The sequence below is a fragment of the Actinoplanes subtropicus genome (assembly GCF_000721705.1).
GTDB lineage: Bacteria > Actinomycetota > Actinomycetes > Mycobacteriales > Micromonosporaceae > Actinoplanes > Actinoplanes subtropicus.
In genome coordinates this window covers 99,886-124,053 of the sequence record NZ_JOJL01000017.1, presented here as the reverse complement: position 1 = coordinate 124,053, position 24,168 = coordinate 99,886, and the positions used below count along the sequence as shown (strand labels likewise).

Here is a 24,168-nt window from a genome sequence, read left to right as displayed (position 1 = left end):
TGCTCCGTAGCGTCCGGGCGAGGCTGCGCCACAGCACCACGGACCGTCATGGGTCACCCCTTGGAGAGAACGATGACACCATCCAGCACGATCAGCGTGGACCGGACGACCCCGGAAATCCGGAAGATCACCTTTGCGAATCCGCCGGTGAACCTCATCGTCGGGGAGACCGTGTCCCGATTGATCGAGGTCATCACGGAGCTCAGCGAGGATCCGCAGGTTCACGTTGCCGTCCTCACCAGCAGTACGCCGGGCTTCTTCTGCAACCACTTCGATCTCGGCCGGGCTGCCGACTTCGCGCCGCCGGCCGATCCGGAAGCGACGCCGGCATGGACCGAGCTCGTGCTACGGCTGTCCAAAGCACCATTCATCAGCATCGCGTCCATCCGCGGACGGACCAGGGGCGGCGGGAATGAACTGGCCTTGGCCTGCGACCTGCGGTACGCCAGCCGCGAGCACGCGGTGTTCGGCCAGCCCGAGGTGGGCTCCGGAATTCTTCCCGGTGGCGGGGGCACCGAACGCCTGCCCCGGCTCGTCGGGCGGGATCGAGCGCTCGAAGCAATCCTCAGCAGCCATGACTACGACGCCGACACGGCCGAACGCTACGGGTGGGTGACCCGCGCCGTCGCCGACGCCGAGCTGGACGGCTTCGTGGACAGCATGGCCATCCGGCTGGCGTCGTTCGACAAGACGGCGCTGGCAGCCGCCAAGGCCCAGGTCAACCGGGCAACGCTCCCGCCCGACGCCGACCTGCGCGCGGCCTACACCGAATTCCTGGGCTCCCTGACCTGGCCCGGAGTCCAGGCACGCGCGCCACAGTTCGAGAAGGTCGTCGCCGAGAAGGGCCTCGAAGAGGTGGAACTCCACTTGGGCGACTACCTCGGCGGCGCGCCTCAGGAGAGCCGGTGACCACCCCGACACCGCACGAGCGCCCGTCAGCCGGCGCGACAACGGCCTGCCAACGCGAGACACCCGAAGGAGTTGCAGCATGAGGGGCACCATCACCATCATCGACAAGGGCGACGTACGGGTGCACAGCTACATGGCTCCCGACGACAACATCAACGTCACCACCCAGCTGATCGAGACCCCGGGCCGGCTCGTGGCGGTGGACGGCCAGATCGCGATCGCCGGCGCCGACGAGGTCGTCGCCTACGCCAAGGGACTCGGCAAACCACTGGACCGGCTGGTCATCACCCACGAACACCCGGATCACTTTCAGGGCGCGGCCCGCTTCCACGCGCCCATTCACGCGCTGGCGGTCACCCGTGATCAGATGGCGGCGCGGGGCGACCTCACCGACCCGACCGGCATCCCGGTACCTGCGGCGGAGGTGGCCCCGACCGTCCTGATCACCCCAGGCACCGAGGTCATCGACGGGGTCCCGTTCGTCTTCGAAGCCCTCGCCGGCGGCGAAACCTCCGACCAGCTGCTGATCTGGTTACCGGAGCACGGGGTGCTGGTGGCGCAGGACGTCGTCTACCACAAGACGCATGCGTTCGTCGGCAACCACGACATCGCCCGCTGGCAGGTCATCCTCCAGGAACTCATCGACCCGGCCTACGACACGATCCTGCCCGGGCACGGACTGCCCGCGGGACAGGCCGTCCTCACTGAGATGATCCACTACCTGGAAGTCGCGGGCGACCTGCTCGGCGACGACGGGCAGGCCTACAAGCAGGCCATCATCGACCGCTTCCCCACGTACGCGGCTCCCCTGGTGATCGACATCAGCAACTTCTATTTGTTCGGCACCCCGATCGTCATCCCATCCCCCTGACCTGCCATCCCGCATCAGCTCGTGTTTCAACTGTGCGATGCCAGCGGGCCGCGGAACGTGCGCCGGTAGGCGAGCGGGGAGACACCGATGGCGGCGTGGAGGTGTTGTCGCAGCGAGGTGTCCGCTGCGAAGCCGACCTGGACGGCGATCTCGTCCACCGGCAGATCGGTGATCTCCAACAGGTGACGCGCCCGGTCGACCCGCTGCTGGATCACCCAGCGTCCCGGGCTCATGCCCACCTCCTCGGTGAAGCGGCGAGCGAACGTACGCAGGCTCATGTGGGAACGTTCTGCGAGGTCGGCCAGGGTCATCGGTTCGTGGAGGTGTGCCAGGGCCCATTGGCGGGCGGCGGCCGTTCCGGCTGCGGTGGCGTCGGGCACCGGGTGTTCGATGTACTGCGCCTGCCCCCCTTCGCGCCACGGCGGAGCGACGCACAGGCGGGCGACCCGGTTGGCGAGCGCGCTGCCGTGGTCCTTGCGGATGAGATGCAGGCAGACGTCCAGCCCGGAGGCGGCGCCGGCCGAGGTCAACACGTCCCCGTCATCGACGAACAAGACGTCCGCATCCAGCGCGACCTTGGGGAACCACTCCCGGAACAGCCCCGCAGCTTTCCAGTGTGTGGTGGCCGGTCGCCCGTCGAGAAGTCCCGCGGCAGCCAGCACGAACGCGCCGGTACAGATCGACACGAGGCGCGTGCCTGGAGGCACGGACCCGAGCGCCGCCACCACGGCCTGGGGCACCTGCGGTGGGACGGCAGTGGCGGCGAACGCCGGGATGACGACAGTGTCGGCCGTCCGCAGCGCCTCCGGGCCGTGCTCGACGGTGATCGAGAAGTCGGCGTCGGTGCGGACCGGCCGGCCGTCCACGCTGCAGGTCAGAACCTCATAGAGGCCGTCCGCGGCGCCGAGGACACGGCTCGGAATCCCCAGATCGAACGGGTAGACGCCATCGGTGGCCAGAACGACGACCCGGTGCGCACGCGCCATGGCAGGATCTCTCTGAAAGTTGGCATTCATGCCATGGTAGCCAACGGCGGCGGCGACAACGCTGGACCCATGACGAACACCAAGCGGGCCACGATGCGCGCCATCGGCCAGGACACGTACGGATCCCCCGAAGTGCTCAAGGAGATCGAGCTTCCGCGGCCGGAACCGGGCCCGAGCGAAATCCTGGTCGCCGTCCGTGCGGCCGGGGTCAACCCGACCGACTGGAAGAACCGCGCTCAGGTGACCACCATCGAACGCCTGCCGCTCGTGCTGGGCTGGGACGTCTCAGGAGTCGTGGAGGCCGTGGGGTTGGGCGTCACCCTGTTCAAGCCGGGCGACGAGGTCTTCGGCATGCTGCCCTACCCGCACGGGGTCGGCGCGCATGCGGAGTACGTGATCGGCCCGGCCCGCTCGTTCGTGGGCAAGCCCGACGGCGTCGACCACATTCAGGCCGGCGCCCTCCCGCTCGCCGCCCTCACCGCCTACCAAGCCCTCGTCGACACCGCCGACGTCCAGCCCGGCCAGCGCGTGCTCATCCACGCGGCCGCCGGCGGCGTCGGCCATCTCGCCGTCCAGATCGCCAAATCCCGCGGCGCGTACGTCATCGGGACCGCCAGCCCCGGCAAGCACGACTTCCTGCGTTCCCTCGGGGCCGACGAGCTCATCGACTACCACACGGCCGATTTCACCGAGGTCCTCACGGACGTCGACGTGGTCCTCGACCCGATCTCCATGGACTCGGCGGCCCGCGCCCGCTCCCTCGCCGTCCTGCGCCCCGGCGGCACCCTCGTCTCGATCCTGCCCGTCCCCGTCGAGGCCGACGAGCTGGCGAAGATCGCCGAGCTGGGCATCCGCTACGAGGCCCTGCTCGTCGAGGCCGACCAGGCCGGCATGCAGGCCATCGCCGCCCTCGTCGAGGCCGGCGACCTGCGCGCCCACGTCGAGGCCGTCTTCCCGCTCGCGGAGGCCGCCAAGGCGCACGCCCTGGGCGAGACCGGCCGTACCACCGGCAAGATTGTGCTGACGGTCGAGGGATCCCGGCCCGCGGACATCGTCGCCCGGGTGCTGCGCGCCGCCTTCGAAGCGGGTGACACGACCCTCATCGACCGGCACATCCGGCCCGATTACATCCAGCACAACCCGCTCGCCGCGGACGGCCCCGAGGCCATGAAGGCCTTCGGCGCCGCCTGGAAGCAGCAGTACCCGACCGCCACCTACGAGGAGAAGCGAGCCATCACCGACGGCGACCTGGTGCTCCTGCACTCCCACGGCGTCCTGGTCCCCGGCAACCCCGAGGTCCCCGAGCTGGCGATCTTCGACCTCTTCCGTTTCCAGGACGGGAAGATCGCCGAGCACTGGGACATCCTGCAGCAAGTGCCCGCCGTCACGGCCGACGGCACCGACCTGTTCTCCACCCTCAGCGAGCCGCGGACCCGCAAGCCGCAACAGCCGTGGCTGACCGCGTACAACAAGAAGATCGTCACCGACTACGTCGAACGGCTCCTGGTGAACCAGGACCTGAGCGCCATCGACGCGTACCTGAGCCCCGAGCACCACGAGCACAACCCGGGCATCGCGTCCGGCGCGGTGGAGCTGAAGGCCGGGCTGCAGGCGTACCTCGAACAGTTCCCCGAGCTGAAGATCAGCTTGAAGCGGATCATCGGCGAGGGCGACCTGGTGGCCGCCCACCTCCACGTCGTCAACGCACCAGGCGAGCGCGGCAGGTCGGTCATCGACCTCTTCCGGGTGCGGGACGGAAAGATCGTCGAGCACTGGGATGCCTCGCAGGACGTGCCGGAGACCGCCGCCAACAACAACACGATGTTCTGATGGCCGCCGGTTCGCACCGATTCAGAGAGGACAGATCCATGACCGGACTGCGCTACGACGTCTTCATGACACCCGCGATCCCGCAGAGCAGCGGCACCCTGAACCTTCCCGACGGCGAGCCGATCGTGTGGTCGCCCATCGCGACGACCCTGATCCAGGGCGAGCGCGACGCCGTTCTCGTCGATCCGCCCTTCACCACCGACACCACCCGCGAGGTGCTGGCCTGGGTGGAGAAGATCGGCCGCAACCTCACGGAGATCTACATCACGCACGGCCACGGTGACCACTGGCTCGGCGTTCCCGTCCTGCTCGAGCGCTTCCCGCACGCCGTGGTCCGCGCAACGGTCGGCACAAAGGCGCAGATCGACGAGCTCGCCACCGCGGAGTCGCGTGCGGAGTTCTGGGGTGCGCTGTTCCCCGGCCAGATCCCGACGGGCCCGGTCGACGTGCGGGTCGTCGGCGAGGAGGGGCTGAGCCTGGAGGGCCACGCGCTCATCCCCGTCGAGGTCGGGCACAGCGACGGCGACGACACCACCGTGCTCTGGGTGCCGAGCCTGAAGCTGGCGGTGGCCGGTGACGTCGTCTACAACAACGTGCACCCGGCGCTGTCCAACTCCGCGGGTGGCGGCCTCGACGCGTGGCGACGCGCCCTGGACCAGGTCGAGGCTCTCGGCCCCGACTTCGTGGTGTCCAGCCACAAAGACCCCACTCGCCCGGACGACCCCGCCGACATCGGCCACACCCGGCGCTACCTCGAGGACGCGGACCTGCTGTTGCGCAGCTCACCCACGCCGATGGAGTTCTTCGAGAAGATGCAGGCCCTGTATCCCGAGCGCATCAACCCGGGCATTCTCTGGTTCGGCGCCATCAGCCTCCTGGGCCCTCAGCCGGCGTCCTAGGCCGGCCAAATCCGCCCGTTACCGACCGGTCATAATATTACGTACGTCAGAATATGAGTTAGGATGGTGGTGCTGGGCGATGGCCCGATCGAGCGGATGGAGGAGCCGGTGGCGCGTTACGACAAGGAACACAAGGCGGCGACGCGGCAGCGGATCCTGGAGACGGCCGGCCATCGCTTCAAGCAGGACGGCATCGACGGCTCCGGCGTCGCGACCCTGATGACCGACGCCGGGCTGACCAACGGCGCGTTCTACGCCCACTTCACCTCCAAGGAAGATCTCGTCGCGAACGTCCTGGCCGATCAGCTGCGCGCCCAGGCCGAGGAGTTCCGCGCGCTGCCGCCGGGCCGGGCGGGGCTGGAGGGCTTCCTGCGCGAGTACCTGTCGCCGCAGCACCGGGACAACCCCAGTGACGGGTGCCCCTCCGCCGCCCTGCTCGACGAGATTGGCCGTACCGCGCCGGCGGCCAAGGACGCCTACACCGAGGGCGCCCGGACCATTCTGGACGAGATCGCCGGCCGGCTCGCGCCCGACGATCCGCGGTCGGCGTACGGCAAGGCGCTGGGCTTGTTCACGATGGCGGTCGGAACGCTGCAGTTGTCCCGCGCCCTGTCCGACCCGAAGCTCGCCGACGAGGTCCTCGAGCAGGGCATCCGGAACGCCGGCGCGTTCTTCGGCTGAGCACTACGCGAAGCGGCCCCCTCGTTCACCCGAAAGGTCGGGAACGAGGGGGCCGCGACGCGTTCCGGCACTACCGCTGGAGGAAGTCGAGGGCCTTGGCGACGAACTGGTCGTGAAACTGGAAGATGCCGCCGTGCCCGGCGTCGGGGTAGATGACCAGGTCGCTGTCCGGCAACCGCCGGGCCAGGTCGACTGAGTTCTGGGTGGGCACCATCCGGTCGCTCTCGCCGTTGGCGACGAGGACGGGCAGGGTGATGACGGACAGATCCTGCGGTCGCTCCAGTCCCCACCGGTGGATCGCGGACAGCTGCGTGAAGTAGGCCTTCAGGGAGATCGCCTTGTCCCGGTTCTCGGTGCGCTCCTTCAGCCGCGCCAGGAACTGTTTGCCCGCCCGGCGCCCGTTGGCGGTCCGGGTGAAGAACAGGAACTGCTTGGGGTCCTGGAAGGTGAGCAGCGCGCGGACGGTGTCGAGGTGGGAGAGCTTGGTGACGTTCTTGATGCCCTCGCCGCCGGCGGGGCCGGTGCCGGCGAGGATCAGCTTGCGGACCAGCTGCGGCTCGTCCTGGACGATCACCTGGGAGATCATGCCGCCCATGGAGAAACCCAGCAGGTCGACCTGGGTCAGGCCGAGCGCCCGGATGAACGTGACAGCGTCCTTCGCCATGGCCTGAATGGTGTTCGGGGTGGTGCCGGTGGAGGCGCCGACACCTCGGTTGTCGAACGCGATGACGTGGTGTTTCGCGGCGAGGCCGTCGACGACCCGGGGATCCCAGTTGTCCAGGACCGCGGCCAGGTGGGTCACCAGAACCAGCGGGACACCGGTCCGGGGGCCGAGCTCGCGGTAGGCGAAATCGACGCCACCGGCCGAGACGGTGCGGGTGGGCGCGTCCTTGTACGACGTCACCGCGTTGTGTCGTGCTTCTTGACGGTTGTCCATGACTGTCTCCTCTTTCCCTGACATCGCCGAGCCCGGTGCGTCGGGCCGACGGACCTGGTGCGCGATCACGCTCGCGCCACCTGCGAGCCTATTGAAGTATGATCGTAATATAATGAGTTCGCAAGCCCTCCGGCTCAGCCGATTCAAGAAAACAGCGCATCCGACCAGGGCATACACCGTTCGGCGGACGCGGCCTGCGAAACTGCACCGCCCAGCACCATCACGCCACGGGCGGCGCCTCGCCCGTGGCGATTTCCGGTACGACGCCGCGCCGATCGACACGCGGCAGGCCCGGGCGACCCGGCCGGCCGACCGGCTGGACGTTGTCACGCATCCACCGCAGCCTTGCCTCCGTGGCGGCCAGGGCTTCGTCCCGGTGCGGGAGCACGTAGAAACGGCGCTCCCGGATGGCCTCGAAGGTCTGCTCGGCCACCGTCTCCACGCCGAGACCCTGCTCGGCCCTGCGCGCGTTGTCGTCGACGATCAGGCGCCGCACCGGGTGCATGCTCAGATCGGCGACACCCGGTGGCCGGTTCCGTTCCGACGCCGGCAAACGCGTCCGGACGAATCCGGGGCACATCACGGACACGGCGATGTCCTCACCAGCCTGGCTCAACTCGTGCTGCAGGTTCTCCGACAGGCCAAGAACCGCGAACTTCGAGGCGATGTACGGCGTCGCGGTGGGCGTGTTCCCGGAGAGCGCGGCGTACGAGGCGGTGTTCACGATGTGCCCACCGCCGGCCTCGCGGATCAGCGGCAGGAAGACTTGGCACCCGTACAGGACGCCGTTGAAGTTGACACCCATCACCCAGTCCCACACCGAAGGAGGAATCTCCGAGAACGGGGCGCCGGCGTCGACACCGGCGTTGTTGCAGACGACGTGCACGGCGCCGAAGCGTTCGACGGTCGCCGCGGCCAACTGCACGACCTGCTCGCGGTCCGACACGTCGGCGACGAAGCCGGCCACCAGCGCGCCGCCGCGCCGTAGCCGCTCAACCTCTCTGGTCAGGGCGCTCGAGTCGATGTCGCTGAGCATCACGTGCATACCGGCGGCGAGGAACCGTTCGACCAGGCCCAAGCCGATGCCGCCGGCAGCCCCGGTGACGACGGCGACCTTGGCTTCGAAGACGTCCATCAGGGGCCCTTCCCGTCGCCCTGCCCGCCGTGGGCGCCGGTGACGATGACGACCTTGTCGCCCAGGCCGGCGCGACGAGCATTCATTTGACCGCCACAGCGTTGGCGGTGGAGCCGGTGCCGCCGGTGAGGTAGAGCGGCGCCGACATCAGCAGACCTTCGTAACGGCCGTCCCGAGCGCAGTCCTCGGCCAGCGCGTCGAGCGCCCACATCTCTCCGATCGGCATCCCCAACAGGGAGATCAGGTTCGCGTGCAGGCTCTGCCCGCGCGGGTCGAAGGGCAGCGCCTCGAAGGACACGTTGTCGGCGACGACGGCGACGACACCGCTGTCCCAGAGCCACCGCGGGACCTGCGCGTCCGGGGCGATGCCGGCCGCCTTGAAGCTCCACGAGTTGTCGGCGAAGTCCTTTCGGACGGCGGTGGACAGGCCCTCGTACCAGGTGATCCAGCCGAAGCGCACGAGCAGGACGTCTCCGTGCCGCACGGTGCTGCCCTGCGCCGACAGACACCGGGTGAGGTCGTCGAGCGCGATCGGCTCGCCGCCGTCGTGATCGATCGGGCGGCCCTGGCGTCGGCGCCAGCGGTCGAGGTCCGCCAGCACGAAGCGTCCCACGATGCCCCGGCGAGCGAGGTTGTCGATGCCGTTGCGGGCGCCTGGGCCCTTGAGCTCGCTCGACGGCCGGCCGCCGTAGAACCGGTGCACCGGATGGGCGAAATGCGCCAACGAATCCCATTGGCTGGATGCCTGCGGATAGAAGCCGTCGAGGTGATCGTCCATGCCGAAGCCGTCGTCGCGCACGGTGTGCCGCAGCGGCCCCCGGCCGTAGAGCGCGGGTTCGGGTAGTCGCAGGTTCCAGGACAGTGCGAAGACGTCGCCGGTCCGGACCGTCGCGAGCGCGGCGAGCACCTCCTCGCGCCCGACGTCGTTGAACGCGCCCACTTCGTCGTCGGCGCCCCACACTCCCCAGGCGCACCCCTCGATTCCGTGGGGAAGCGAGGACAACTGGTCGTACGCGATCCGTTTCCCGCTGCCCGTGGCCATGGACTCTCCTGCCTGTCCCTGCGGTGTCGATCTCATCGTACACATAATCTATTTATTATTGATAGTATGGGTGCACGGTCCGACGCCTGGCCGAGGATCGCACCTGTCCGCCGTCAATCGTGGAGTGATGATGTCGTCAAACGCGCGCCGTCCCGGGCTGGACCGGTCGTCGATACCGGGCTACCGAAGCTAGGCGGCGGGATGCGACTGGCCCGGTTCGACGACGGCGGCCGCCCGCGCGCCGGAGTGGTTGTCGCAGACAGGCTCCTTCCGCTGCCCGAGGAGACGGACGTTCTGCAGATGCTGACTGCGCCGGCACAGCAACGGCGTCGCCTGATCGCCGAGGCCGAGCGGGCCGGACAGGTGATCCCGCTGTCGGAGGTGACGCTGCGTACCCCGTTCGCCCCGCGCTCGTTCAGGGATTTCGTCTGTTTCGAGCAGCACGTCGAGGGGATGGCGAAGCTGGGCGACCCCGGCGCCACGGTGATGCCCCAGTGGTACGAGGCCCCGCACTTCTACTTCACGAACCACGCCGCGATGCACGACCCGGGGCAGGCGATCGCGATACCGCCAGGCTGCGAACTGCTCGACTTCGAGCTGGAGATCGCGGTGGTGGTCGGCCGGGCCGGACGGGACCTCACCGTCGCGCAGGCTCGTGACCACATCGCCGGCTTCATGATCTACAACGACTGGTCCGCCCGTGACCTCGCCGTCCGGGAGGCGCGTCTCGGTCTCGGCTTCGCCAAGGCCAAGGACTTCGCCAACGTGATCGGCCCTTGGATCGTGAGTCCCGATGAGCTCGAGCCCTACCGCCGGGGCGACCGGATCGCCATCGAGCTCGTCGCCAGTCGCAACGGCGAGGAGATCGGCCGCGATTCGCTCGCCAACATGGCCTGGTCTTTCGAGGAGATGCTCGCCTACGCGTCACGCGGGACCTGGCTGTACCCCGGGGACGTGCTCGGGTCCGGCACCTGCGGGGGTGGTTGCCTGGCCGAGTTGTGGGGTCGAAACGGCCGGCTCGAACCCCGCCCGTGCCGCGCCGGTGACGAGGTCACCCTCAGTGCCGAGGGCATCGGGACGTTGACGAACACCGTCGTGGCCGGCACCGAGCCGGTTTCGCTGCCGCGGGCCCGGGCCCGCCTGGAAGGTGTCTGACATGACGAGTCCTGACCAGTCGGCCATGCACGGGGCGAAGATCGCCGTGGTCGGAGCCGGCCTGATGGGGCACGGGATCGCGCAGGTGTTCGCCGAGGCGGGACATCCGGTGTCGATCCATGACCCGCAGCCGGAGACGCTCGCGTCGGTGCCGGCCCGGGTCGCCGCCAACCTCGGCATTCTCGGTCGCGACGTGGCGGCGGCCGGGAGGATCAGGCTGCAGGCAACGCTCGAGGCCGCCGTGGCCGACGCGGAATTCGTCTTCGAGGCCGCTCCCGAGAAGCTTCCCCTGAAGCAGGTGATCTTCGCGAAGCTCGAGAAGACGGTTGCTGCCGGCACGATCCTGGCCAGCAACACCTCCGTGATCCCGATCATGCAGATCGCCGCCGGCCTGGACACGCCCGGACGAGTTGTCGGGACGCACTGGTGGAATCCCCCGTACCTGGTTCCACTGGTGGAAGTCGTTCAAGCGGAACGCACCGAACCGGCGGTGGTGCAGCGGACGCTGGCGCTGTTGCAGGCGGTCGGCAAGGAACCGGTGCACGTGCGGCGCGACATTCCCGGCTTCGTCGGAAACCGCTTGCAGCATGCGCTGCTGCGGGAGGCGTTCGCCCTGGTCGCCGACGGTGTGTGCGACGCGGAAACCGTCGATCGGGTGGTCAAGTCCAGTTTCGGTCCGCGGCTGGCGGTGCTGGGCCCGATGGAGGGAGCCGACTACGTCGGCCTCGATCTGGCCCTCGATGTCCAGGAGTTTATCCTCCCCGACCTCGACCGCTCGCCCACCCCGTCGCCATATTTGAGCATGCTCGTCGAGCAGGGCCGGCTCGGGATGAAGACCGGCGCCGGCTTCCGGAGCTGGGACCCGGAAGCGGCCGTGCGCATGCGCGAGCGACTGCTGCGCCATTTGATGAATGCGCTGGGCGAGGCCTGAGCCCGGGTTTCACGGCAGGGCGACATCCGGGGAGGCGTCGTGCCGACCGGTCAGAAGGTAGGCCGATTGCAGGAGCTCGGGCCGCTCGCGCAGTTCGCTCGCGGAGCCCGAGTACCGGATCCGCCCGCCTTGCAGCACGTGGGCGCGGTTCGCCAGGCCGAGCGCCACCGTGGCGAATTGCTCGATCAGCAGTACGCCGATCCCGGACTCCGCGACCTCGCGGATGGTCGGGATCAGGCGGTTGACCACCACGGGCGCGAGCCCGAGGGAGAGCTCGTCGATCAGTAGGTAGCGGGGCTTCGACACGAGGGCCTGGGCGAGCGCGAGCATCTGCTGCTCCCCACCCGACAAGGATCGGGCCAGGTTGCCGAGCCTGGCCCCGAGTTCCGGAAACAGCTCCAGCGCCCGTTTCCGGCCGGCCCGCGCCTGTTCCTTGGACAAGGGGTACGTGGCCACCCTGATGTTGTCCTCGACCGTCAGCTCGGTCAGCAGGCGATGGCCTTCCGGCACGATCGCGATCCCGGCGCGGCGGATCCGTTCCGGGTCGCGCCGGGCGAGGTCGCGGCCGTCGAGCCGCACGGCGCCGGTCGCCGGCCGCAGCATGCCGCCGATGGCCAGCACGGTGCTTGACTTGCCGGCGCCGTTCGGGCCCAGCAGGGCAGTCACCTCTCCGGCTGGGATCTCCAGCGTGACCTCGTGGACCACCGTGCGCCCGCCGCGCTGGACGCTGAGCCCTTCGATGCTCAGCTGGTCGTCCCCGGACGGCCGCGAGATGGTCACAGTGCCTCCTCGGTGCCCAGGTAGGCGCGGATCACGTGCTCGTCCCGCAGCACCTGCGCGGTCGGTCCGGACGCCACCAGCTTGCCGAAGTCGAGCACGGCGGTGACGTCGCAGCAGGCCGACACCAGGCTCATGTCGTGATCCACGAGAATGGTCAGCGCGCCGGTCCGTTCCGGAATCTGCCGGATCACCTCGCCCAGGTGGGCGGTCTCCTCGTCGGGTAGCCCCGCGGCCGGCTCGTCGAGCAGCACGATCTTGGGTTCCCCCACCACCGCCCGGGCGACTTCGACCATCCGGCGCTGCCCCGGCGTGAGGACGCCGACCTTGGCGTTCGGGTCGATGTCCAGGCCCACGAAGACGATGGCGTCGAGCACGTGCGCGCGCCGGGAAGCGCCGCTCGCCCTGGAGTGCTCGTGAATCATGGCCACGTTCTCGTACACCGTCAGCTCCTCGATCGCCTGCTCGGTCTGGAAGGTGCGCCGGACACCCCAGCGCGCGCGGCGAAAATGGGCCATGGCCAGCAGGTCCTCGCCGAAGCCCTGCACGCTGCCGGTGGCCGGCCGGACGAAACCGCTCAGGACGTTGAAGAAGGTGCTCTTGCCGGCACCGTTGGGCCCGATGAGCCCGCACGTCCCGCTGGAGAACCGGAGACTGACGTGATCCAGTGGGGTGACCCCGCCGAACCGTACGGTCAGGTCGGTGACGTTGATCATTCGGCCGCTCCGTCCGTGGGTCGAGCCCGCCGGGACTGGGGACGCAGCCGCCGTCCCAGCCGAGCCAGGTCCTGCGGCACCTGATCCGCCAGCCCGGCCGGCGCGGTGGTCAGCACCTGCAGTACGCCGATCCCGAACACGATGATCAGCCAGTTCGAGGAGGCCCCCCAGTCCTGCAGCAGCGCCGGCAGCAGTTGCATCAGCAACCCGGCGATGACCGCGCCCCAGAGGTTGTAGACCCCGCCCATCAGGACCACGGCGAGCAGCGCGATCGAGTCCTGCGGCTGGAAATTGATCGAATAGAGGTAGCGGAGCTGGCCCGCCAGCAGACCGCCGGCGACGCCGGTCACGAACGACGCCAGCGCGAACGCCCACAGCTTGTACAGGGTGGTGTTGATCCCGGCCGCCAGGGCCGCGGACTCGCTCTGCCGGATCGCCGCCCACGCCCGGCCCGGACGTGTCCGCAGATGAGCCAGCACCAGCAGGAACATCAGCAGGGCCACCACAATCGTGTAGCGGAAGAAGGCCGGATCGCTGTTCGCCAGGCCCGGCCTGCGTATCGGTGGCGCCTTGAGCACGCTGCCGTCGTAGCCGAGAAACCCGGACCCGCCGTTGGGGAAGTTCGTGCTCGCCAGCACCACAGTGATCCCACCGGCCAGCATCAGCGTGATCAGCGCCAGGTACAGGCCGCTCATCCGCAGAGCCGGGAGCCCACCAGGGTGCCCAGCACCATCGTGATCACCCCGGCCAGCAACAGAACGACCGGGAACGGCAGGGACGTCGCGAACAGCAGCCGCGCTGCCACCCACGCTCCGAGCGCGAGCACGGCTGCCTGCCCGAGCGAGACCATCCCGACCCGGCCGACCAGCACGCCCAGTCCCAGGGCCACGATCGAGTAGATTCCGGCCTGGGTCATCGCGGCCGTGTAGTAGAGACTGAGCATGGACGGCAGCGCCACCAGTACGAACAGCAGCAGCACCGCGAGCACCGACAGGCGCGGCCAGCCGTACCCGGCCAGGCTCCGCCCGGTCGGCCCGGGCGGGAGAGTTCCCCGAGCCGGGTCAGGGCGCACGGCCTGCTCGACGGCGCCGTTCCTCGCGGTCGATTCCATCGCTTACACACCCTGCCGGCCGACAACGATTACCCGTCGCCGATTGAGGATCAGAAGCGCGACCGCCGCGAACACGAACGGCGTCATCACCCGGTAGTCGGACAGCGCGGAGATCGGCGTGATGACCGCTTCGACGACACCTATGAGAATCGCCGCCAGGAAGGTGACGGTCACCGAGCGAAGCCGGGCGATCAGCGTGGCAGACAGCGAGGAGATCACCAGAAAGGTGAGCGTGGTGGAATCGAGCGCGACAAAGCTCGCGAGCAGCATTCCCGCGACCCCGGACAGCACCCCGCAGCCCAGCCACGCGGCCGCCTCGACCCGGCGGACCGGAACTCCCAGGGCCGCCGTGAGCTCACGATCGTTCGCCATCGCCCGCATCGCCGTGCCGAGCTTCGAGTAGCGCAGGAACGCGGCGGTCACGGCCGTGACCACGATGCCGACGACCAGCCCGATCACCTGGGTGTAGGTGACCTGAACGCTGCCGATCGTGAAGGTGGAGTTGTCGGTGGGAAACAGAATCGCCCGGGACTGCCCTCCGCTGGATGTCCACAGCAGGTCCATCGTCCCGAGCAGGACCAGCGTCAGCCCGAGGGTCGCGACCGCCTTGACCACCGGGTCCCGATCGGCCAGCCGGCGGCCGAACACAGCACCGTAGGCCAGCGTCGTGACCGCGCCGAAGAGGACGCAGACGAGGAAGGCCGGCCAGAAGCCCACCCCCTGGCTGTTGATCAGTTGCCAGGCGATGAAGGCGCCCATCGCCCCGACCCCGCCGAAGGCCAGGTTCAGCACTCCGGTCGCCCGGTAGAGGACCACCATGCCGACACCGGACAGCGCATAGACCCCGCCCAGCGCCAACCCGGCGACGAGAAAGGGCTGAAGATCCGGCCAGCTTGGCAGTTGCCAGAACCCGGCCAGTACGGTGGACGCCTCGGCCATGCCGGTTCTCATTTCCCAGCGATCTTGCGATATTCCGCGATCAACGGGTCGGCCGACGAGATCGCCGTGCACCCCTGGGCGGTGACCATCTTCCCGTCCCGCGGCGTCGTCGTCCAGTCGACGTTGTTAGGAATGTGGAAGGGATAGTCGCCATAGGTCCACGGTTCGCAGAGCTGCCCGGTGTCGAAGTCCTTGACGTTCTTCAACGCCTGGTTGACGCTCTCCTTCGTGTACTCGCCGTCTATGGAGTTCAGGGCATGGACGGTGATTTCGGCAATCGTGAACCCCATCTGGCTGAAGCTGCCGATCCCGCACGGCCGTTTTGAGATCGTGGATCATGGTGTGAGTCCGAGGAGGGTGAATGGTCTGGCCGTGTTTCGGGTGGCCCAGCGGGTGGCTTCGGTGATGTCGGTTCGTCCGTGTAGGCGTAGGGCGCCGATGGCGAGATTTCTCAGGGCGGCCATGACTCTGGGGCCTGATCTGGTGTGGATGGTGGAGTCGTCCTCGCGGTAGACGGTATCTCTGAGCCAGTGAAGGACTTCAATTTTCCATTGCCCGCGGACGGCTCGCGCGATGGTCTCAGAGCGTGTTTTAGATGTGGGTCGCACGGCGTGTCCGACGGGTGGTGACGATGCCATGATCCATATACGGGCATGGATCGAGTGCGTCGGTACCCGTCGGATCTGACGGATGCCCAGTGGGAGCTGATCGAGCCGATGCTGCCGCTGCCGAAGTGGATGGGCCGCCCGGAGAAGCATCCACGTAGAGTGATGGTGGATGCGATCTTGTACGTGGTGCGGACGGGGTGTGCGTGGCGGTACCTACCGGCTGACTTCCCGCCCTGGGAGACTGTTTACGGCCGGTTTCGGCAGTGGAACAAGCGTGGAGTGACCGAGCGGATCCTCACGGAACTTCGCGAACAGGTGCGTATCGCTCAGGGGCGCAACCCGCAGCCGAGTGCGGGGATCATCGACTCGCAGAGCGTCAAGACCGCCGACACCGTACCCAAGACTACGCAGGGTTATGACTCGGGTAAGAAGATTGGTGGGAGGAAGCGGTTCATCATCACCGACACGATCGGCTTGCTGCTGGTGGTGTGCGTGGTCGCGGCCAGTGTGCAGGACCGCGACGGCGCGAAGGGGACGCTGCTGAGTCTGTACCACATGTTCGGTGTCCGCTATGTCCTTGCTGATGGTGGTTTCGCGGGCGCGTTGGTGGACTGGTGTTCCCGGTTGTTGAAGCTGACCTTGGACATCGTCCGCAAACCTAAGGGACAAAAGGGATTCGTGTTGATCCCGCGGAGGTGGCCGGTCGAACGGACGTTCGGCTGGCTGATGCTGCACCGCCGGCTCGCCAGAGACTACGAAGCCGACCCGGAGGTCTCGGAGCACATGATCCGCTGGGCCGCGATCGCCGGCATGCTCGGCTGGCTCGACCGCCGCGGACCAGCCATCCGCAAGCCCCGCCGCACCTTCGACGCGCCCGAGTAGCCACATCTAAAACGCGCTCTCAGGCGTTCCGCGGTCAGGGTTCATGCTGGTCACGCCGAGGATCGCGACGTTCGACACGGGTGTGCCGGTCATCGTGGTGACGGCCCGTTCGACGAGGAACACCTGCTTGACGTGCGGGAACGGCAGGTCGGGCGGGGCGGGCAGGACTTGCAGGGTGCGGGTCTCGAGCCGGCCGTGGCCCCGATCGGTGGCCCGGTGGGTGATCGGGGTGTCCGGCCAGGGCAGGACGTCGAGAGCGTCGAACAAACCGGGCTGGTTGTCCTTGACGCAGAAGACGAAGTCCGCGCCGCGGCCGTACAGGTAGCAGGCGTGTTTACGCTGCGTGTGTAGGCAGTCCGCGGTGATCAGCATCCCGCGGATGTCGATCGTGTCGAGGAGCCGGGCGAACATCGGGATCTCGTTCGTTTTGTGGTGGACGTCGATCTGGGCGAAGACCAGGCCCTGCTCGTGAGTGGCGGCGGCGAGCAGGTGCGGGGCGTTTCCGTCGGTGTCCTTGGCGCCGCAGATCCGCTTGCCGTCCACCGCGAGGATCTCTCGGGGTGGCCCCGCCTGGTCGCCGTCGGGCCGTTCGAGCGGTTCATGGTCGTGCTGCGGACACGGGATCGGCGCCTGGTCGCCGCCGGCCTGCCCGGCGGTGTCCGAGGCGATGTCGATGCCGGCCCTGGCCGCCAGCCACAAGCCCACAGCGGCGTCCACCGCGGCCGCGTCGACACGGGTGACCACCTGCCAGATCGTGCTCTTCGACGGCACCGCCGCCGGTTTGCCGCACCGCGCGTACACCGTAGCCAGCATCGACGGCGGCGTGTCGCTCACCCAGCCGGCGATCGCGGTGAACCCGCGCATCCCGGCCACGACCGCGGCAGCGCACAAGACCAGAACCGCAGCCAACGGGTGGAGCACCCACGAGTGATGACGCGGGTCGTCGATCACCGCGAAATGATCGACCAGATCCACGACCATGGTGTCCCCTCCCAGGTCATCGCCTTGATCACTACCGAAACCGTCATCGCGGGCCGACAACGAGGACACCAGCACGGCCCACACATCCGCCTCGCCGGGCGACAAAGTGGCAGAATGCACGGACAACGGAACTCCGGTTTCGAGAGGTCTTGGCGGACGTCTCGTGCTACCGGAGTTCCGTTCCATTTCTCCCGCGACACCCCGCGCGGTACCTCCAACGAGCGACCCCACACGGCATGAAGATCACCCATCAACTCACATGGTCAACGATCTCAAAACGACCGTGGCCGATCCCGCCGGTAACGGATTGGCCGTACTGCTTGATGACGGCCCTGTACAAGTTCATCGACGGATTGTTCGTGTCGCTGGGCGGCGCCAGTTCGGCATTCACGAACAGCTTGTTGTTCCACTTGGAGCCGAGCGCCTCGGCCAGGAAGTCGGTATTGCACGGTGTCGAACACGCCCACACCTTCACCCGGTCCGTGAGCCCCAGTTTCTGCGCCGCCTGAAGGATCTGGAGGGCTTGCGACGGCGTGTAGTCGAGAACGACCGCGCCATTGGCTCCCGCGGCTTGGACGGCCCGCAGCGCGATCGAGTTCGGGTCCCGGATCGGCAGCGGCGCGGTCTGCAGAATGAAGGGCACCTTCGCGGCGTCCGCGACCGCTTTGGCTCCCTCGGCGATATGATCCACATTTGGCAGTTGGGGATTCTGCAGAACGACCTTGTCGACCCCCTTGGTGAGCGCGAACTGCACGGCGCCCACGGTGCTGAAGCGCGGACCCATGTTGACCGCGGCGCTGTTCGGAGTGGAATAGCACTCGGCCGCGACGCCCGCACCGATCGTGTAGTAGCCGAGCTTCTCCCAGGTCGCGTGATTCACCGTGCATTCGAGAACGCTCATGTTTCCGACGACTCCCAGCACACCACTCTGGATCAGCTGACTCGCCGCGGCGGCGATCTGCGCCGGCTGGGTCTGCTCGGTCTTGATGACGTACTCGATCGGATGGCCCTTGATGCCGCCGTTGTCGTTGACGCAGGCGAAATATGCCTTGATCATGTTCGGGGCGTCGGTGAAGTCGATGCCGGGTTGCTGGGTCGCGATCGCGCCCAGCTTGATCGGTGTTCCGATGGCCTTGACGCCCGGCTTGGTGCCGCAGGCCGATGTATCCGCGGCGCTCGCCGGCGAGGAGCCACCGCCCGACGGCGACGAGCCACCACCCGACGAGGAGCTGCTGCACGCCGTCAGGGCGATGGCACCGACCAGGGCTACCAGCGCAGCCGAGGCCCGTTTGCCGGACGCCACACCATGAATCGACACGCTTACCTCCGGAGTTCGGCCCCGCAGTGATCCTGAGCATCTCGGCTACAGGAGCCCCAGGTTATCCATAATCTATAGATTGTTCAACTGGTACGATGCGGATCATGTCAGCACCCCCGTCCACCCGATCCCAATGGGCCGAGCGTCGCTTGCGGCAAGCGATCGTCACTGGCGAGCTGGCGCCGGGCGAGCGCGTTCCGGTCGAGCGTCTGGCCGCCGAGTGGCTGGTCAGCCCCACCCCGCTGCGGGAGGCGCTGCGCACCCTGGCCCACGACGGCCTGCTGGTCCTCAGCCCGCAACGCGGAGCGCGGGTGGCCGAGCTCTCGCCGGTCGAGATGCGCGACGTCTACGAGATGCGCCTCCTGTTGGAGCCGCACGCCTTGAGGTTGTCGATGCGCCGGCGCGACGACACCTGGCGCAGCCGGGTGGAAGCTGCGTGGCAAGCGCTCCAGCAGGTGTGGACATCGCCCATCGAACCGACGGCGCTGGAACCGGCTCATACCGAGTTCCACCAGTCCCTGATGAGCATGTGCGGCTCGGAAACCCTGTTGCAGACCACCCGGCAGCTCGCGGTCAAGAGCCTGCGATACCGCATCCTGTCGGCCCAGGTTCGCGACGACGATCAGGCGTACCAGGAACATCGAGGCCTCTACGAGGCCGCGGTCGGCGACGATGACGGCTCCGAGGTCGTACGCCTCGCGGCCGCGCACATCGGCATGACCGTCCTCACCGTGATGGGGCCCGGCCGCCTCGCCGAGATAGTCGACCGGATGACCGGCAACCCCTCGACCGCCGGACTGGCCCTCGAGGGCCTCACCCGGTTGCTCGCCGACAACCCCGCCGTGGACGAAGGTGCGACCTGAGGCAGCTGGAGACTTCAGCTCGCCGCGCTGGGGTACGCCGCGCACATGGCGTACCCCTTGCTCCGCTGCCCGCTACCGGTTCAGAGTTTGACGATCATCTTGCCGCGGTTCTCGCCGCGCATCAGCGCGAGGAAGGCGTCCACGGTGTTCTCCAGACCGTCGACGACGGTCTCCTGGGAATGCAGCTTGCCGGCGTAGATCCAGCCGCCGACCTCGCGGATGAACTCCGGCTGCAGGTCGAGTTCCTCGGTGACCATGAACGCCAGCATCTTCGATCGGGTCACCGACAGGTTCCACAGGTTGCGGGGTCCGACCACCTTCTCGTCGTTGTACTGCGACACCATGCCGGACAGCACGATCCGGGCGTGCGTCTTGAGCGCGCCGATCGCCGCTTCGAGTTGTTCGCCGCCGACGTTGTCGAAGAAGACGTCGATGCCGTCCGGCGCCGCCAGCGCCAGTTGCTCGGCGGCCGGCCCGTTCTTGTAGTTGAACGCGGCGTCGAAGCCGTACTCCTCGATCAGTAGTTTGACCTTGTCGTCCGACCCGGCGCTGCCGATCACCCGGGCGGCACCCTTGAGCTTGGCGATCTGCCCGGCCACGCTGCCGACCGCGCCCGCGGCGCCGGAGACGAAGACCGTGTCGCCCTCGGCGACCTCGGCGAACTTCGTCATGCCGATGTACGCGGTCAGGCCAGGGACACCGAGCACGCCCAGGTACGCCGGCAGCGGCGCCACCTGCGGATCCACCTTGAGGGCGGTCGCGGCGTCGAGGACCGCGTAGTCGCGCCAGCCCAGCACGTGCACGACGTGGTCGCCGGGAGCGAAGCCCTCGGCGTTGGAGGCCAGGACCCGGCCGACCGCGGGGCCGTCCATCGGCGCGCCCACCTCGTACGGCTCGATGTAGGACTTCTTGTCGCTCATCCGGCCCCGCATGTAGGGGTCGACCGACAGGTATTCGTTGACGACCAGGATCTGCCCCGGACCGGGTGCGGGGATCGGCACCTCGCGCAGGGCGAACTCGGCCGGCTGCGGCCAGCCCTGCGGGCGGTCCTCCAGGTGCCAGGCGCGGCCGGTGGCGGGCAGGGTCTGCTCGGACATGAAGATCAAGTCCCTTCGACAGGAGGCCATTAGAGTACGATCGTAAGACCATAATGCGGGAGAGAGTCCACCAGCAACCCCTTCCGTAAATGAAATTACGTTCGTAATTTCACTGACTCGGGTCCTCCTCGCCGAGCAGGGTGAGGGCACTTCGGATGCCCTGCTCCAGGACGATGTCGGCGAGCTGCTGGTCGACCAGGGCACGGGACAGCTGCAGCGTGCCGACCATCAGGGCGTAGATGCTGAACGTCTGCACCCGCGCCGAGCCCGGGTCGTGCGGCGCCACCCGGGCGGCCACGTCGTCGATGACGCTGAGCACCCCCTCGGTGTACGCGCGCCGGGTCGCGTCCGCACAGCGGGCGATCTCGTCCAGCAAGGCGGCCGACGGGCAGCCGCGCTCCGGGCTGTCGCGGTGCTGCGCGGAAAGGTAGGCGCGCAGGATCTGCTCGACCCCGGCGTGACCGGGCGCCGCCGCACCCAGGGACTCACACTGTTCGCGGAGCTGGTCGGCCACCGCGGAAGCGACCAGGTCGTCCTTGGAATCGAAATGGGCGTAGAACGCGCCGTTGGTCAGTCCCGCGTCCGCCATGAGCGCGGCGATCCCCGCGCCATCGATGCCGTCGGCCTTGAACCGCCGGCCGGCCGCCTCGATGATCCGCCGCCGCGTCTCCTGCTTGCGGTCTCGTCCGTATCGCACTGCGCACGCCCCTCCCCCTGCCCGGCCGGCCACTGGCAGCCGCCTCCGGCACCATTGAGCGTACGACCATAATTTAATTTCTCCCAACCCATTGCCCTCCGCCCCAGTCTCGCCCTATGGTCGTATGAGCGTAATACAAACGACCAGGGAGTCGACGATGACAGCAACACGACCGGTAGCGCTGGTGACCGGCGCGTCCTCCGGTATCGGGGACGCGGCCGCGGTCGCGCTCACCGACGCGGGTTTCCAGGTGATCGGGACCAGCCGCGACACCTCCCGGATCACCGCCCGGCCCGGGGTGACCTACCTCGACCTCGACGTGACCAGCGACGCCTCGGTCGACACCGTCGTCCAGCACGTGATCGACCGGTTCGGGCACATCGACGTGCTGGTCAACAATGCGGGCCTCGGCGCCGACGGCGCCGCCGAGGAGATCTCCGTCGGCCAGACCCAGCGCGTCTTCGACGTCAACGTGTTCGGCCTCATGCGGATGACCAAGGCTGTACTGCCGCACATGCGCGCCCGGGGCCGGGGACGCATCGTCAACATCTCGTCGGTCGCCGGGTTCGTCGCCAACCCGTTCATGGCCGTCTACGTGTCGAGCAAGCATGCGGTCGAGGGCTACTCGGAGTCGCTGGACCACGAGGTCCGCGAACACGGCGTCCGGGTCCTGCTCGTGGAGCCCAGCGCCGTCAACACTCCGTTCGACACCAACATGGTGCCGGCCGACAACCCTCTACCGGTGTACGCGCAGCGCCGGCGCACCTTCCACGACGTGATGCAGCAGGAGATGCGCGGTGGCGACGACCCCACCGTCATCGCCAAGGTGATCGTCACCGCGGCCACCGCCCAGAAACCGAAACTGCGCCACCCGGCCGGCTCGGGCGCCGCCCGCGTCAGCGTGCTGCGCCGCATCGTTCCCGCCCGGACCTTCGACCGCAGCGTCCGCAAGCTCAACCGCATGCCGACCTGACGCCACATTCCCGTACGCACATCGGCTGCGCACGACAAGCGTGCCCAGCACAGAGAAGGAGAGTCATCGTGGGACCCAGTCCACAGGCACAACAATTCGCCCAGTTCCTGGAAAGCGTGCGCGCGAAGTCATCGACACCCGGCCTCGACCTGGGCATCGTGCGCGACATCGTCGAAACCCACCACCTGGCCTCGACCGAACCCGAAGGCGTCACCTACGCCGAGGTCGACGCCGACGGCGTCCCCGCCCTCTGGGCCATCCCCCAGGACGCCCACCCCGACCGGGCCCTGCTGCACTTCCACTTCGGTGGCTCGGTCACCGCCTCCATGCACTCCGACCGCAAGGCCGCCGGCCACATCGCCAAGGCCGCCGGCGCCCGCTCGCTGGTCGTGGACTTCCGCCGGGCCCCCGAACACCCCTACCCCGCGCAGCTCGACGACGCCGAGACCGCATACCGGTGGCTGCTCAAACAGGGCTACCAGCCGAACAACATCGGCAGCACCGGTCACTCCATCGGCGGCACCCTCGCCGTCATGCTGCCGCTGCGGCTGCTCGCCAAGGGCGAACCCACCCCGGGCGCGATCGTCAGCGTCTCACCGTGGGCCGACCTCACCATCGGCAACCCCAAGGTGGACGAGAACGAGGAACACGACAAGATGCTCAGCCGCACCACCCTGGAACTGTTCCGGGGAGCCTGGCTGCAGGACCCGGCCCTGGACTTCGCCGACCCGCGGATCAGCCTCGTCAACGCCGACCTGACTGGCCTGCCGCCCACCGTCGTGCACTACGGCGAGTATGAGACCCTCGCCGGCGACGGCGCCGAGCTCGGGCAGCGGCTCGCCGACTTCAAAGTCACCTCCGAGGTGCATCCGATGCCCGCCGGGCAGCACTCGTTCGTCCTCGCCGCCGGGCGCGTGCCCGAGGTCGACCAGGCCATCGCACAGATGGGCCAGTGGCTGCGCCGGTACCTAGGCGCCTGACCAGAATTCCCCGCCGGACTGCTGCGTCCGTGCGTCGCCTCGCCGATCGGTATCGGGGTCGCGACGCCGGACGCTGCCATCGCCCTTTCAGGGCGCCCTTCACTCTCGGAGACATGACATGACCCAGCTCGCAGAACACACCGCGCTCGTCACCGGCGCCAACCGCGGCATCGGCCGCGAGTTCGTCCGGCAACTCCTCGACCGCGGCGTCGCGAAGGTGTACGCCGCCGCCCGCGACCCCCGCGCCATCGCCACGGACGACCCCCGCGTGGTCCCGCTGCGCCTCGACGTCACCGACCCCGTTTCGGTGGCCCAGGCCGCCGAGATCGCGCAGGACGTCAGCGTCGTGGTCAACAATGCCGGCATCGCCCGCGTCGCGTCGGTCCTGGAGCCCGACACCTCGGACCTGCGCAGCGAGCTGGAGACCAACCTGTTCGGCCCGCTCGCCGTCACCTCCGCGTTCGCCGGCCGCCTGGTGGAACGCTCCGGCGCCGTCATCAACATCGCCTCGGTCGTCTCCTGGATCGCCCTGGGCCGCAGTTACGGGGTCTCCAAGGCCGCTCTGTGGAGCGCCACCGACTCCATGCGGCTCGAACTCGCGCCCCGGGGCGTGCAGGTCGTCGGGGTCTACGTCGCCTACGTCGACACCGACCTGAGCGCCCGCGTGGACGCCCCGAAGACGAGTCCCGCCGACGTGGTCCGGCATGTCCTCGACGGCGTCGAGAAAGGGGACGTGGAGATCCTGGCCGACGACCTCACCCGCGCCGTCCGCGCCAACCTCCACCAGCCGATCGACGCCCAGATCGCGCAGTTCCTCCCCTACCGGTCGGGGCAGTAACAGATGAAGGCG

The 24,168-nt window shown here is 68.3% G+C and carries 26 protein-coding genes; 12 read left to right on the top strand and 14 right to left on the bottom strand.

Annotated elements, in window-relative coordinates:
- Positions 1-72 precede the first annotated feature (72 nt).
- On the top strand, positions 73-909 hold the full coding sequence (locus tag IH26_RS0123455) for an enoyl-CoA hydratase/isomerase family protein (protein ID WP_030438383.1): 837 nt from the start codon (positions 73-75) through the stop codon (positions 907-909).
- A gap of 79 nt (positions 910-988) precedes the next feature.
- Positions 989-1,780 carry an MBL fold metallo-hydrolase gene (locus IH26_RS0123450; protein ID WP_030438382.1) on the top strand — a complete coding sequence of 264 codons (792 nt, stop codon included), beginning with the start codon at positions 989-991 and terminating at the stop codon, positions 1,778-1,780.
- Between the two features lie 26 nt (positions 1,781-1,806).
- On the opposite strand, the gene IH26_RS0123445 is transcribed toward IH26_RS0123450, so the two are convergent.
- Complete coding sequence (locus tag IH26_RS0123445) at positions 1,807-2,796, bottom strand: GlxA family transcriptional regulator (RefSeq protein WP_211268738.1); 990 nt, start codon at positions 2,794-2,796, stop codon at positions 1,807-1,809.
- 39 nt (positions 2,797-2,835) lie between these two features.
- Between IH26_RS0123445 and IH26_RS64240 the strand changes: the two genes are divergently transcribed.
- From IH26_RS64240 to IH26_RS0123430, 3 genes are all read left to right on the top strand, one after another.
- Entirely contained in the window at positions 2,836-4,596 is a 1,761-nt protein-coding gene (locus IH26_RS64240; RefSeq protein ID WP_084599025.1) for a nuclear transport factor 2 family protein, read from the top strand.
- Positions 4,597-4,634: 38 nt separating this feature from the next.
- On the top strand, positions 4,635-5,495 hold the full coding sequence (locus tag IH26_RS0123435; RefSeq protein ID WP_030438379.1) for an MBL fold metallo-hydrolase: 861 nt from the start codon (positions 4,635-4,637) through the stop codon (positions 5,493-5,495).
- A 63-nt stretch (positions 5,496-5,558) separates the two neighbouring features.
- Positions 5,559-6,176, top strand: a complete 618-nt coding sequence (locus IH26_RS0123430) for a TetR/AcrR family transcriptional regulator (protein WP_211268737.1) — start codon at positions 5,559-5,561, stop codon at positions 6,174-6,176.
- 70 nt (positions 6,177-6,246) lie between these two features.
- Here IH26_RS0123430 and IH26_RS0123425 read toward each other — a convergent pair whose 3' ends face one another.
- From IH26_RS0123425 to IH26_RS0123410, 3 genes are all read right to left on the bottom strand, one after another.
- Positions 6,247-7,113: an alpha/beta fold hydrolase gene (locus IH26_RS0123425; RefSeq protein ID WP_030438377.1), complete on the bottom strand. Its 867-nt coding sequence runs from the start codon at positions 7,111-7,113 to the stop codon at positions 6,247-6,249.
- Between the two features lie 220 nt (positions 7,114-7,333).
- A complete protein-coding gene (locus IH26_RS0123420; protein WP_063763731.1) occupies positions 7,334-8,248 on the bottom strand; it encodes an SDR family NAD(P)-dependent oxidoreductase in 915 nt (304 codons plus the stop codon).
- A gap of 82 nt (positions 8,249-8,330) precedes the next feature.
- Positions 8,331-9,290: a cyclase family protein gene (locus IH26_RS0123410; protein WP_051808433.1), complete on the bottom strand. Its 960-nt coding sequence runs from the start codon at positions 9,288-9,290 to the stop codon at positions 8,331-8,333.
- A 201-nt stretch (positions 9,291-9,491) separates the two neighbouring features.
- On the opposite strand from IH26_RS0123410, the gene IH26_RS0123405 reads away from it, so the two are divergent.
- Together IH26_RS0123405 and IH26_RS0123400 are read left to right on the top strand one after the other, a co-directional pair.
- Positions 9,492-10,445, top strand: a complete 954-nt coding sequence (locus IH26_RS0123405) for a fumarylacetoacetate hydrolase family protein (RefSeq protein ID WP_030438374.1) — start codon at positions 9,492-9,494, stop codon at positions 10,443-10,445.
- A gap of 25 nt (positions 10,446-10,470) precedes the next feature.
- A complete protein-coding gene (locus tag IH26_RS0123400) occupies positions 10,471-11,376 on the top strand; it encodes a 3-hydroxyacyl-CoA dehydrogenase family protein (protein ID WP_030438373.1) in 906 nt (301 codons plus the stop codon).
- A 9-nt stretch (positions 11,377-11,385) separates the two neighbouring features.
- Here IH26_RS0123400 and IH26_RS0123395 read toward each other — a convergent pair whose 3' ends face one another.
- The 6 genes from IH26_RS0123395 to IH26_RS0123375 are packed head-to-tail and all read right to left on the bottom strand — an operon-like array spanning position 11,386 to position 15,209.
- Positions 11,386-12,156, bottom strand: a complete 771-nt coding sequence (locus tag IH26_RS0123395) for an ABC transporter ATP-binding protein (protein WP_211268736.1) — start codon at positions 12,154-12,156, stop codon at positions 11,386-11,388.
- Positions 12,153-12,869 (bottom strand): ABC transporter ATP-binding protein, encoded by a 717-nt coding sequence (locus tag IH26_RS0123390; RefSeq protein WP_030438371.1) that lies wholly within the window; start codon positions 12,867-12,869, stop codon positions 12,153-12,155. Before IH26_RS0123390 ends, IH26_RS0123395 begins: the two co-directional genes overlap by 4 nt.
- Positions 12,866-13,564: a branched-chain amino acid ABC transporter permease gene (locus tag IH26_RS53890; RefSeq protein ID WP_051808432.1), complete on the bottom strand. Its 699-nt coding sequence runs from the start codon at positions 13,562-13,564 to the stop codon at positions 12,866-12,868. Before IH26_RS53890 ends, IH26_RS0123390 begins: the two co-directional genes overlap by 4 nt.
- Positions 13,561-13,980 carry an ABC transporter permease subunit gene (locus IH26_RS63945; RefSeq protein ID WP_051808431.1) on the bottom strand — a complete coding sequence of 140 codons (420 nt, stop codon included), beginning with the start codon at positions 13,978-13,980 and terminating at the stop codon, positions 13,561-13,563. The genes IH26_RS53890 and IH26_RS63945 overlap by 4 nt, the downstream gene beginning before the upstream one ends.
- Before the next feature lie 3 nt (positions 13,981-13,983).
- Positions 13,984-14,919 carry a branched-chain amino acid ABC transporter permease gene (locus tag IH26_RS0123380; RefSeq protein ID WP_051808430.1) on the bottom strand — a complete coding sequence of 312 codons (936 nt, stop codon included), beginning with the start codon at positions 14,917-14,919 and terminating at the stop codon, positions 13,984-13,986.
- Positions 14,920-14,927: 8 nt separating this feature from the next.
- Positions 14,928-15,209 (bottom strand): hypothetical protein, encoded by a 282-nt coding sequence (locus IH26_RS0123375; RefSeq protein ID WP_030438369.1) that lies wholly within the window; start codon positions 15,207-15,209, stop codon positions 14,928-14,930.
- A 363-nt stretch (positions 15,210-15,572) separates the two neighbouring features.
- On the opposite strand from IH26_RS0123375, the gene IH26_RS0123370 reads away from it, so the two are divergent.
- Positions 15,573-16,409 (top strand): IS5 family transposase, encoded by an 837-nt coding sequence (locus IH26_RS0123370; RefSeq protein WP_030438368.1) that lies wholly within the window; start codon positions 15,573-15,575, stop codon positions 16,407-16,409.
- A gap of 6 nt (positions 16,410-16,415) precedes the next feature.
- On the opposite strand, the gene IH26_RS0123365 is transcribed toward IH26_RS0123370, so the two are convergent.
- Positions 16,416-17,390, bottom strand: coding sequence for an ISAs1 family transposase (locus IH26_RS0123365; protein WP_051808429.1), 975 nt, complete (start codon positions 17,388-17,390; stop codon positions 16,416-16,418).
- 250 nt (positions 17,391-17,640) lie between these two features.
- Positions 17,641-18,708: an ABC transporter substrate-binding protein gene (locus tag IH26_RS56045; RefSeq protein ID WP_169789802.1), complete on the bottom strand. Its 1,068-nt coding sequence runs from the start codon at positions 18,706-18,708 to the stop codon at positions 17,641-17,643.
- Positions 18,709-18,812: 104 nt separating this feature from the next.
- Between IH26_RS56045 and IH26_RS56040 the strand changes: the two genes are divergently transcribed.
- Positions 18,813-19,571, top strand: coding sequence for a GntR family transcriptional regulator (locus tag IH26_RS56040; protein ID WP_169789801.1), 759 nt, complete (start codon positions 18,813-18,815; stop codon positions 19,569-19,571).
- 80 nt (positions 19,572-19,651) lie between these two features.
- On the opposite strand, the gene IH26_RS0123350 is transcribed toward IH26_RS56040, so the two are convergent.
- Together IH26_RS0123350 and IH26_RS0123345 are read right to left on the bottom strand one after the other, a co-directional pair.
- Positions 19,652-20,668, bottom strand: coding sequence for an NADP-dependent oxidoreductase (locus IH26_RS0123350; RefSeq protein ID WP_030438364.1), 1,017 nt, complete (start codon positions 20,666-20,668; stop codon positions 19,652-19,654).
- A 109-nt stretch (positions 20,669-20,777) separates the two neighbouring features.
- Positions 20,778-21,365, bottom strand: a complete 588-nt coding sequence (locus tag IH26_RS0123345; protein WP_030438363.1) for a TetR/AcrR family transcriptional regulator — start codon at positions 21,363-21,365, stop codon at positions 20,778-20,780.
- Between the two features lie 157 nt (positions 21,366-21,522).
- Here IH26_RS0123345 and IH26_RS0123340 point away from each other — a divergent pair, with 157 nt between their 5' ends.
- The 3 genes from IH26_RS0123340 to IH26_RS0123330 all read left to right on the top strand — a co-directional run bounded on the left by IH26_RS0123340 (position 21,523) and on the right by IH26_RS0123330 (position 24,156).
- Positions 21,523-22,338, top strand: coding sequence for an oxidoreductase (locus IH26_RS0123340; protein ID WP_030438362.1), 816 nt, complete (start codon positions 21,523-21,525; stop codon positions 22,336-22,338).
- Between the two features lie 68 nt (positions 22,339-22,406).
- Positions 22,407-23,318 carry an alpha/beta hydrolase gene (locus IH26_RS0123335; RefSeq protein WP_030438361.1) on the top strand — a complete coding sequence of 304 codons (912 nt, stop codon included), beginning with the start codon at positions 22,407-22,409 and terminating at the stop codon, positions 23,316-23,318.
- A 118-nt stretch (positions 23,319-23,436) separates the two neighbouring features.
- On the top strand, positions 23,437-24,156 hold the full coding sequence (locus IH26_RS0123330; RefSeq protein WP_030438360.1) for an SDR family oxidoreductase: 720 nt from the start codon (positions 23,437-23,439) through the stop codon (positions 24,154-24,156).
- Positions 24,157-24,168 lie beyond the last annotated feature (12 nt).

Coding starts and splice junctions, on each gene's coding strand:
- IH26_RS0123390 (WP_030438371.1), bottom strand. CDS start 12,869: ATGATCAACGTCACCGACCTGACCGTACGGTTCGGCGGGGTCACCCCA.
- IH26_RS0123365 (WP_051808429.1), bottom strand. CDS start 17,390: ATGGTCGTGGATCTGGTCGATCATTTCGCGGTGATCGACGACCCGCGT.
- IH26_RS0123420 (WP_063763731.1), bottom strand. CDS start 8,248: ATGGACGTCTTCGAAGCCAAGGTCGCCGTCGTCACCGGGGCTGCCGGC.
- IH26_RS0123455 (WP_030438383.1), top strand. CDS start 73: ATGACACCATCCAGCACGATCAGCGTGGACCGGACGACCCCGGAAATC.
- IH26_RS0123375 (WP_030438369.1), bottom strand. CDS start 15,209: ATGGGGTTCACGATTGCCGAAATCACCGTCCATGCCCTGAACTCCATA.
- IH26_RS56040 (WP_169789801.1), top strand. CDS start 18,813: ATGTCAGCACCCCCGTCCACCCGATCCCAATGGGCCGAGCGTCGCTTG.
- IH26_RS64240 (WP_084599025.1), top strand. CDS start 2,836: ATGACGAACACCAAGCGGGCCACGATGCGCGCCATCGGCCAGGACACG.
- IH26_RS0123330 (WP_030438360.1), top strand. CDS start 23,437: ATGACCCAGCTCGCAGAACACACCGCGCTCGTCACCGGCGCCAACCGC.
- IH26_RS53890 (WP_051808432.1), bottom strand. CDS start 13,564: ATGAGCGGCCTGTACCTGGCGCTGATCACGCTGATGCTGGCCGGTGGG.
- IH26_RS0123430 (WP_211268737.1), top strand. CDS start 5,559: ATGGTGGTGCTGGGCGATGGCCCGATCGAGCGGATGGAGGAGCCGGTG.
- IH26_RS0123370 (WP_030438368.1), top strand. CDS start 15,573: ATGGATCGAGTGCGTCGGTACCCGTCGGATCTGACGGATGCCCAGTGG.
- IH26_RS0123380 (WP_051808430.1), bottom strand. CDS start 14,919: ATGGCCGAGGCGTCCACCGTACTGGCCGGGTTCTGGCAACTGCCAAGC.
- IH26_RS0123425 (WP_030438377.1), bottom strand. CDS start 7,113: ATGGACAACCGTCAAGAAGCACGACACAACGCGGTGACGTCGTACAAG.
- IH26_RS63945 (WP_051808431.1), bottom strand. CDS start 13,980: ATGGAATCGACCGCGAGGAACGGCGCCGTCGAGCAGGCCGTGCGCCCT.
- IH26_RS0123400 (WP_030438373.1), top strand. CDS start 10,471: ATGCACGGGGCGAAGATCGCCGTGGTCGGAGCCGGCCTGATGGGGCAC.
- IH26_RS0123445 (WP_211268738.1), bottom strand. CDS start 2,796: ATGAATGCCAACTTTCAGAGAGATCCTGCCATGGCGCGTGCGCACCGG.
- IH26_RS0123340 (WP_030438362.1), top strand. CDS start 21,523: ATGACAGCAACACGACCGGTAGCGCTGGTGACCGGCGCGTCCTCCGGT.
- IH26_RS0123435 (WP_030438379.1), top strand. CDS start 4,635: ATGACCGGACTGCGCTACGACGTCTTCATGACACCCGCGATCCCGCAG.
- IH26_RS0123450 (WP_030438382.1), top strand. CDS start 989: ATGAGGGGCACCATCACCATCATCGACAAGGGCGACGTACGGGTGCAC.
- IH26_RS0123410 (WP_051808433.1), bottom strand. CDS start 9,290: ATGGCCACGGGCAGCGGGAAACGGATCGCGTACGACCAGTTGTCCTCG.
- IH26_RS0123350 (WP_030438364.1), bottom strand. CDS start 20,668: ATGTCCGAGCAGACCCTGCCCGCCACCGGCCGCGCCTGGCACCTGGAG.
- IH26_RS0123405 (WP_030438374.1), top strand. CDS start 9,492: ATGCGACTGGCCCGGTTCGACGACGGCGGCCGCCCGCGCGCCGGAGTG.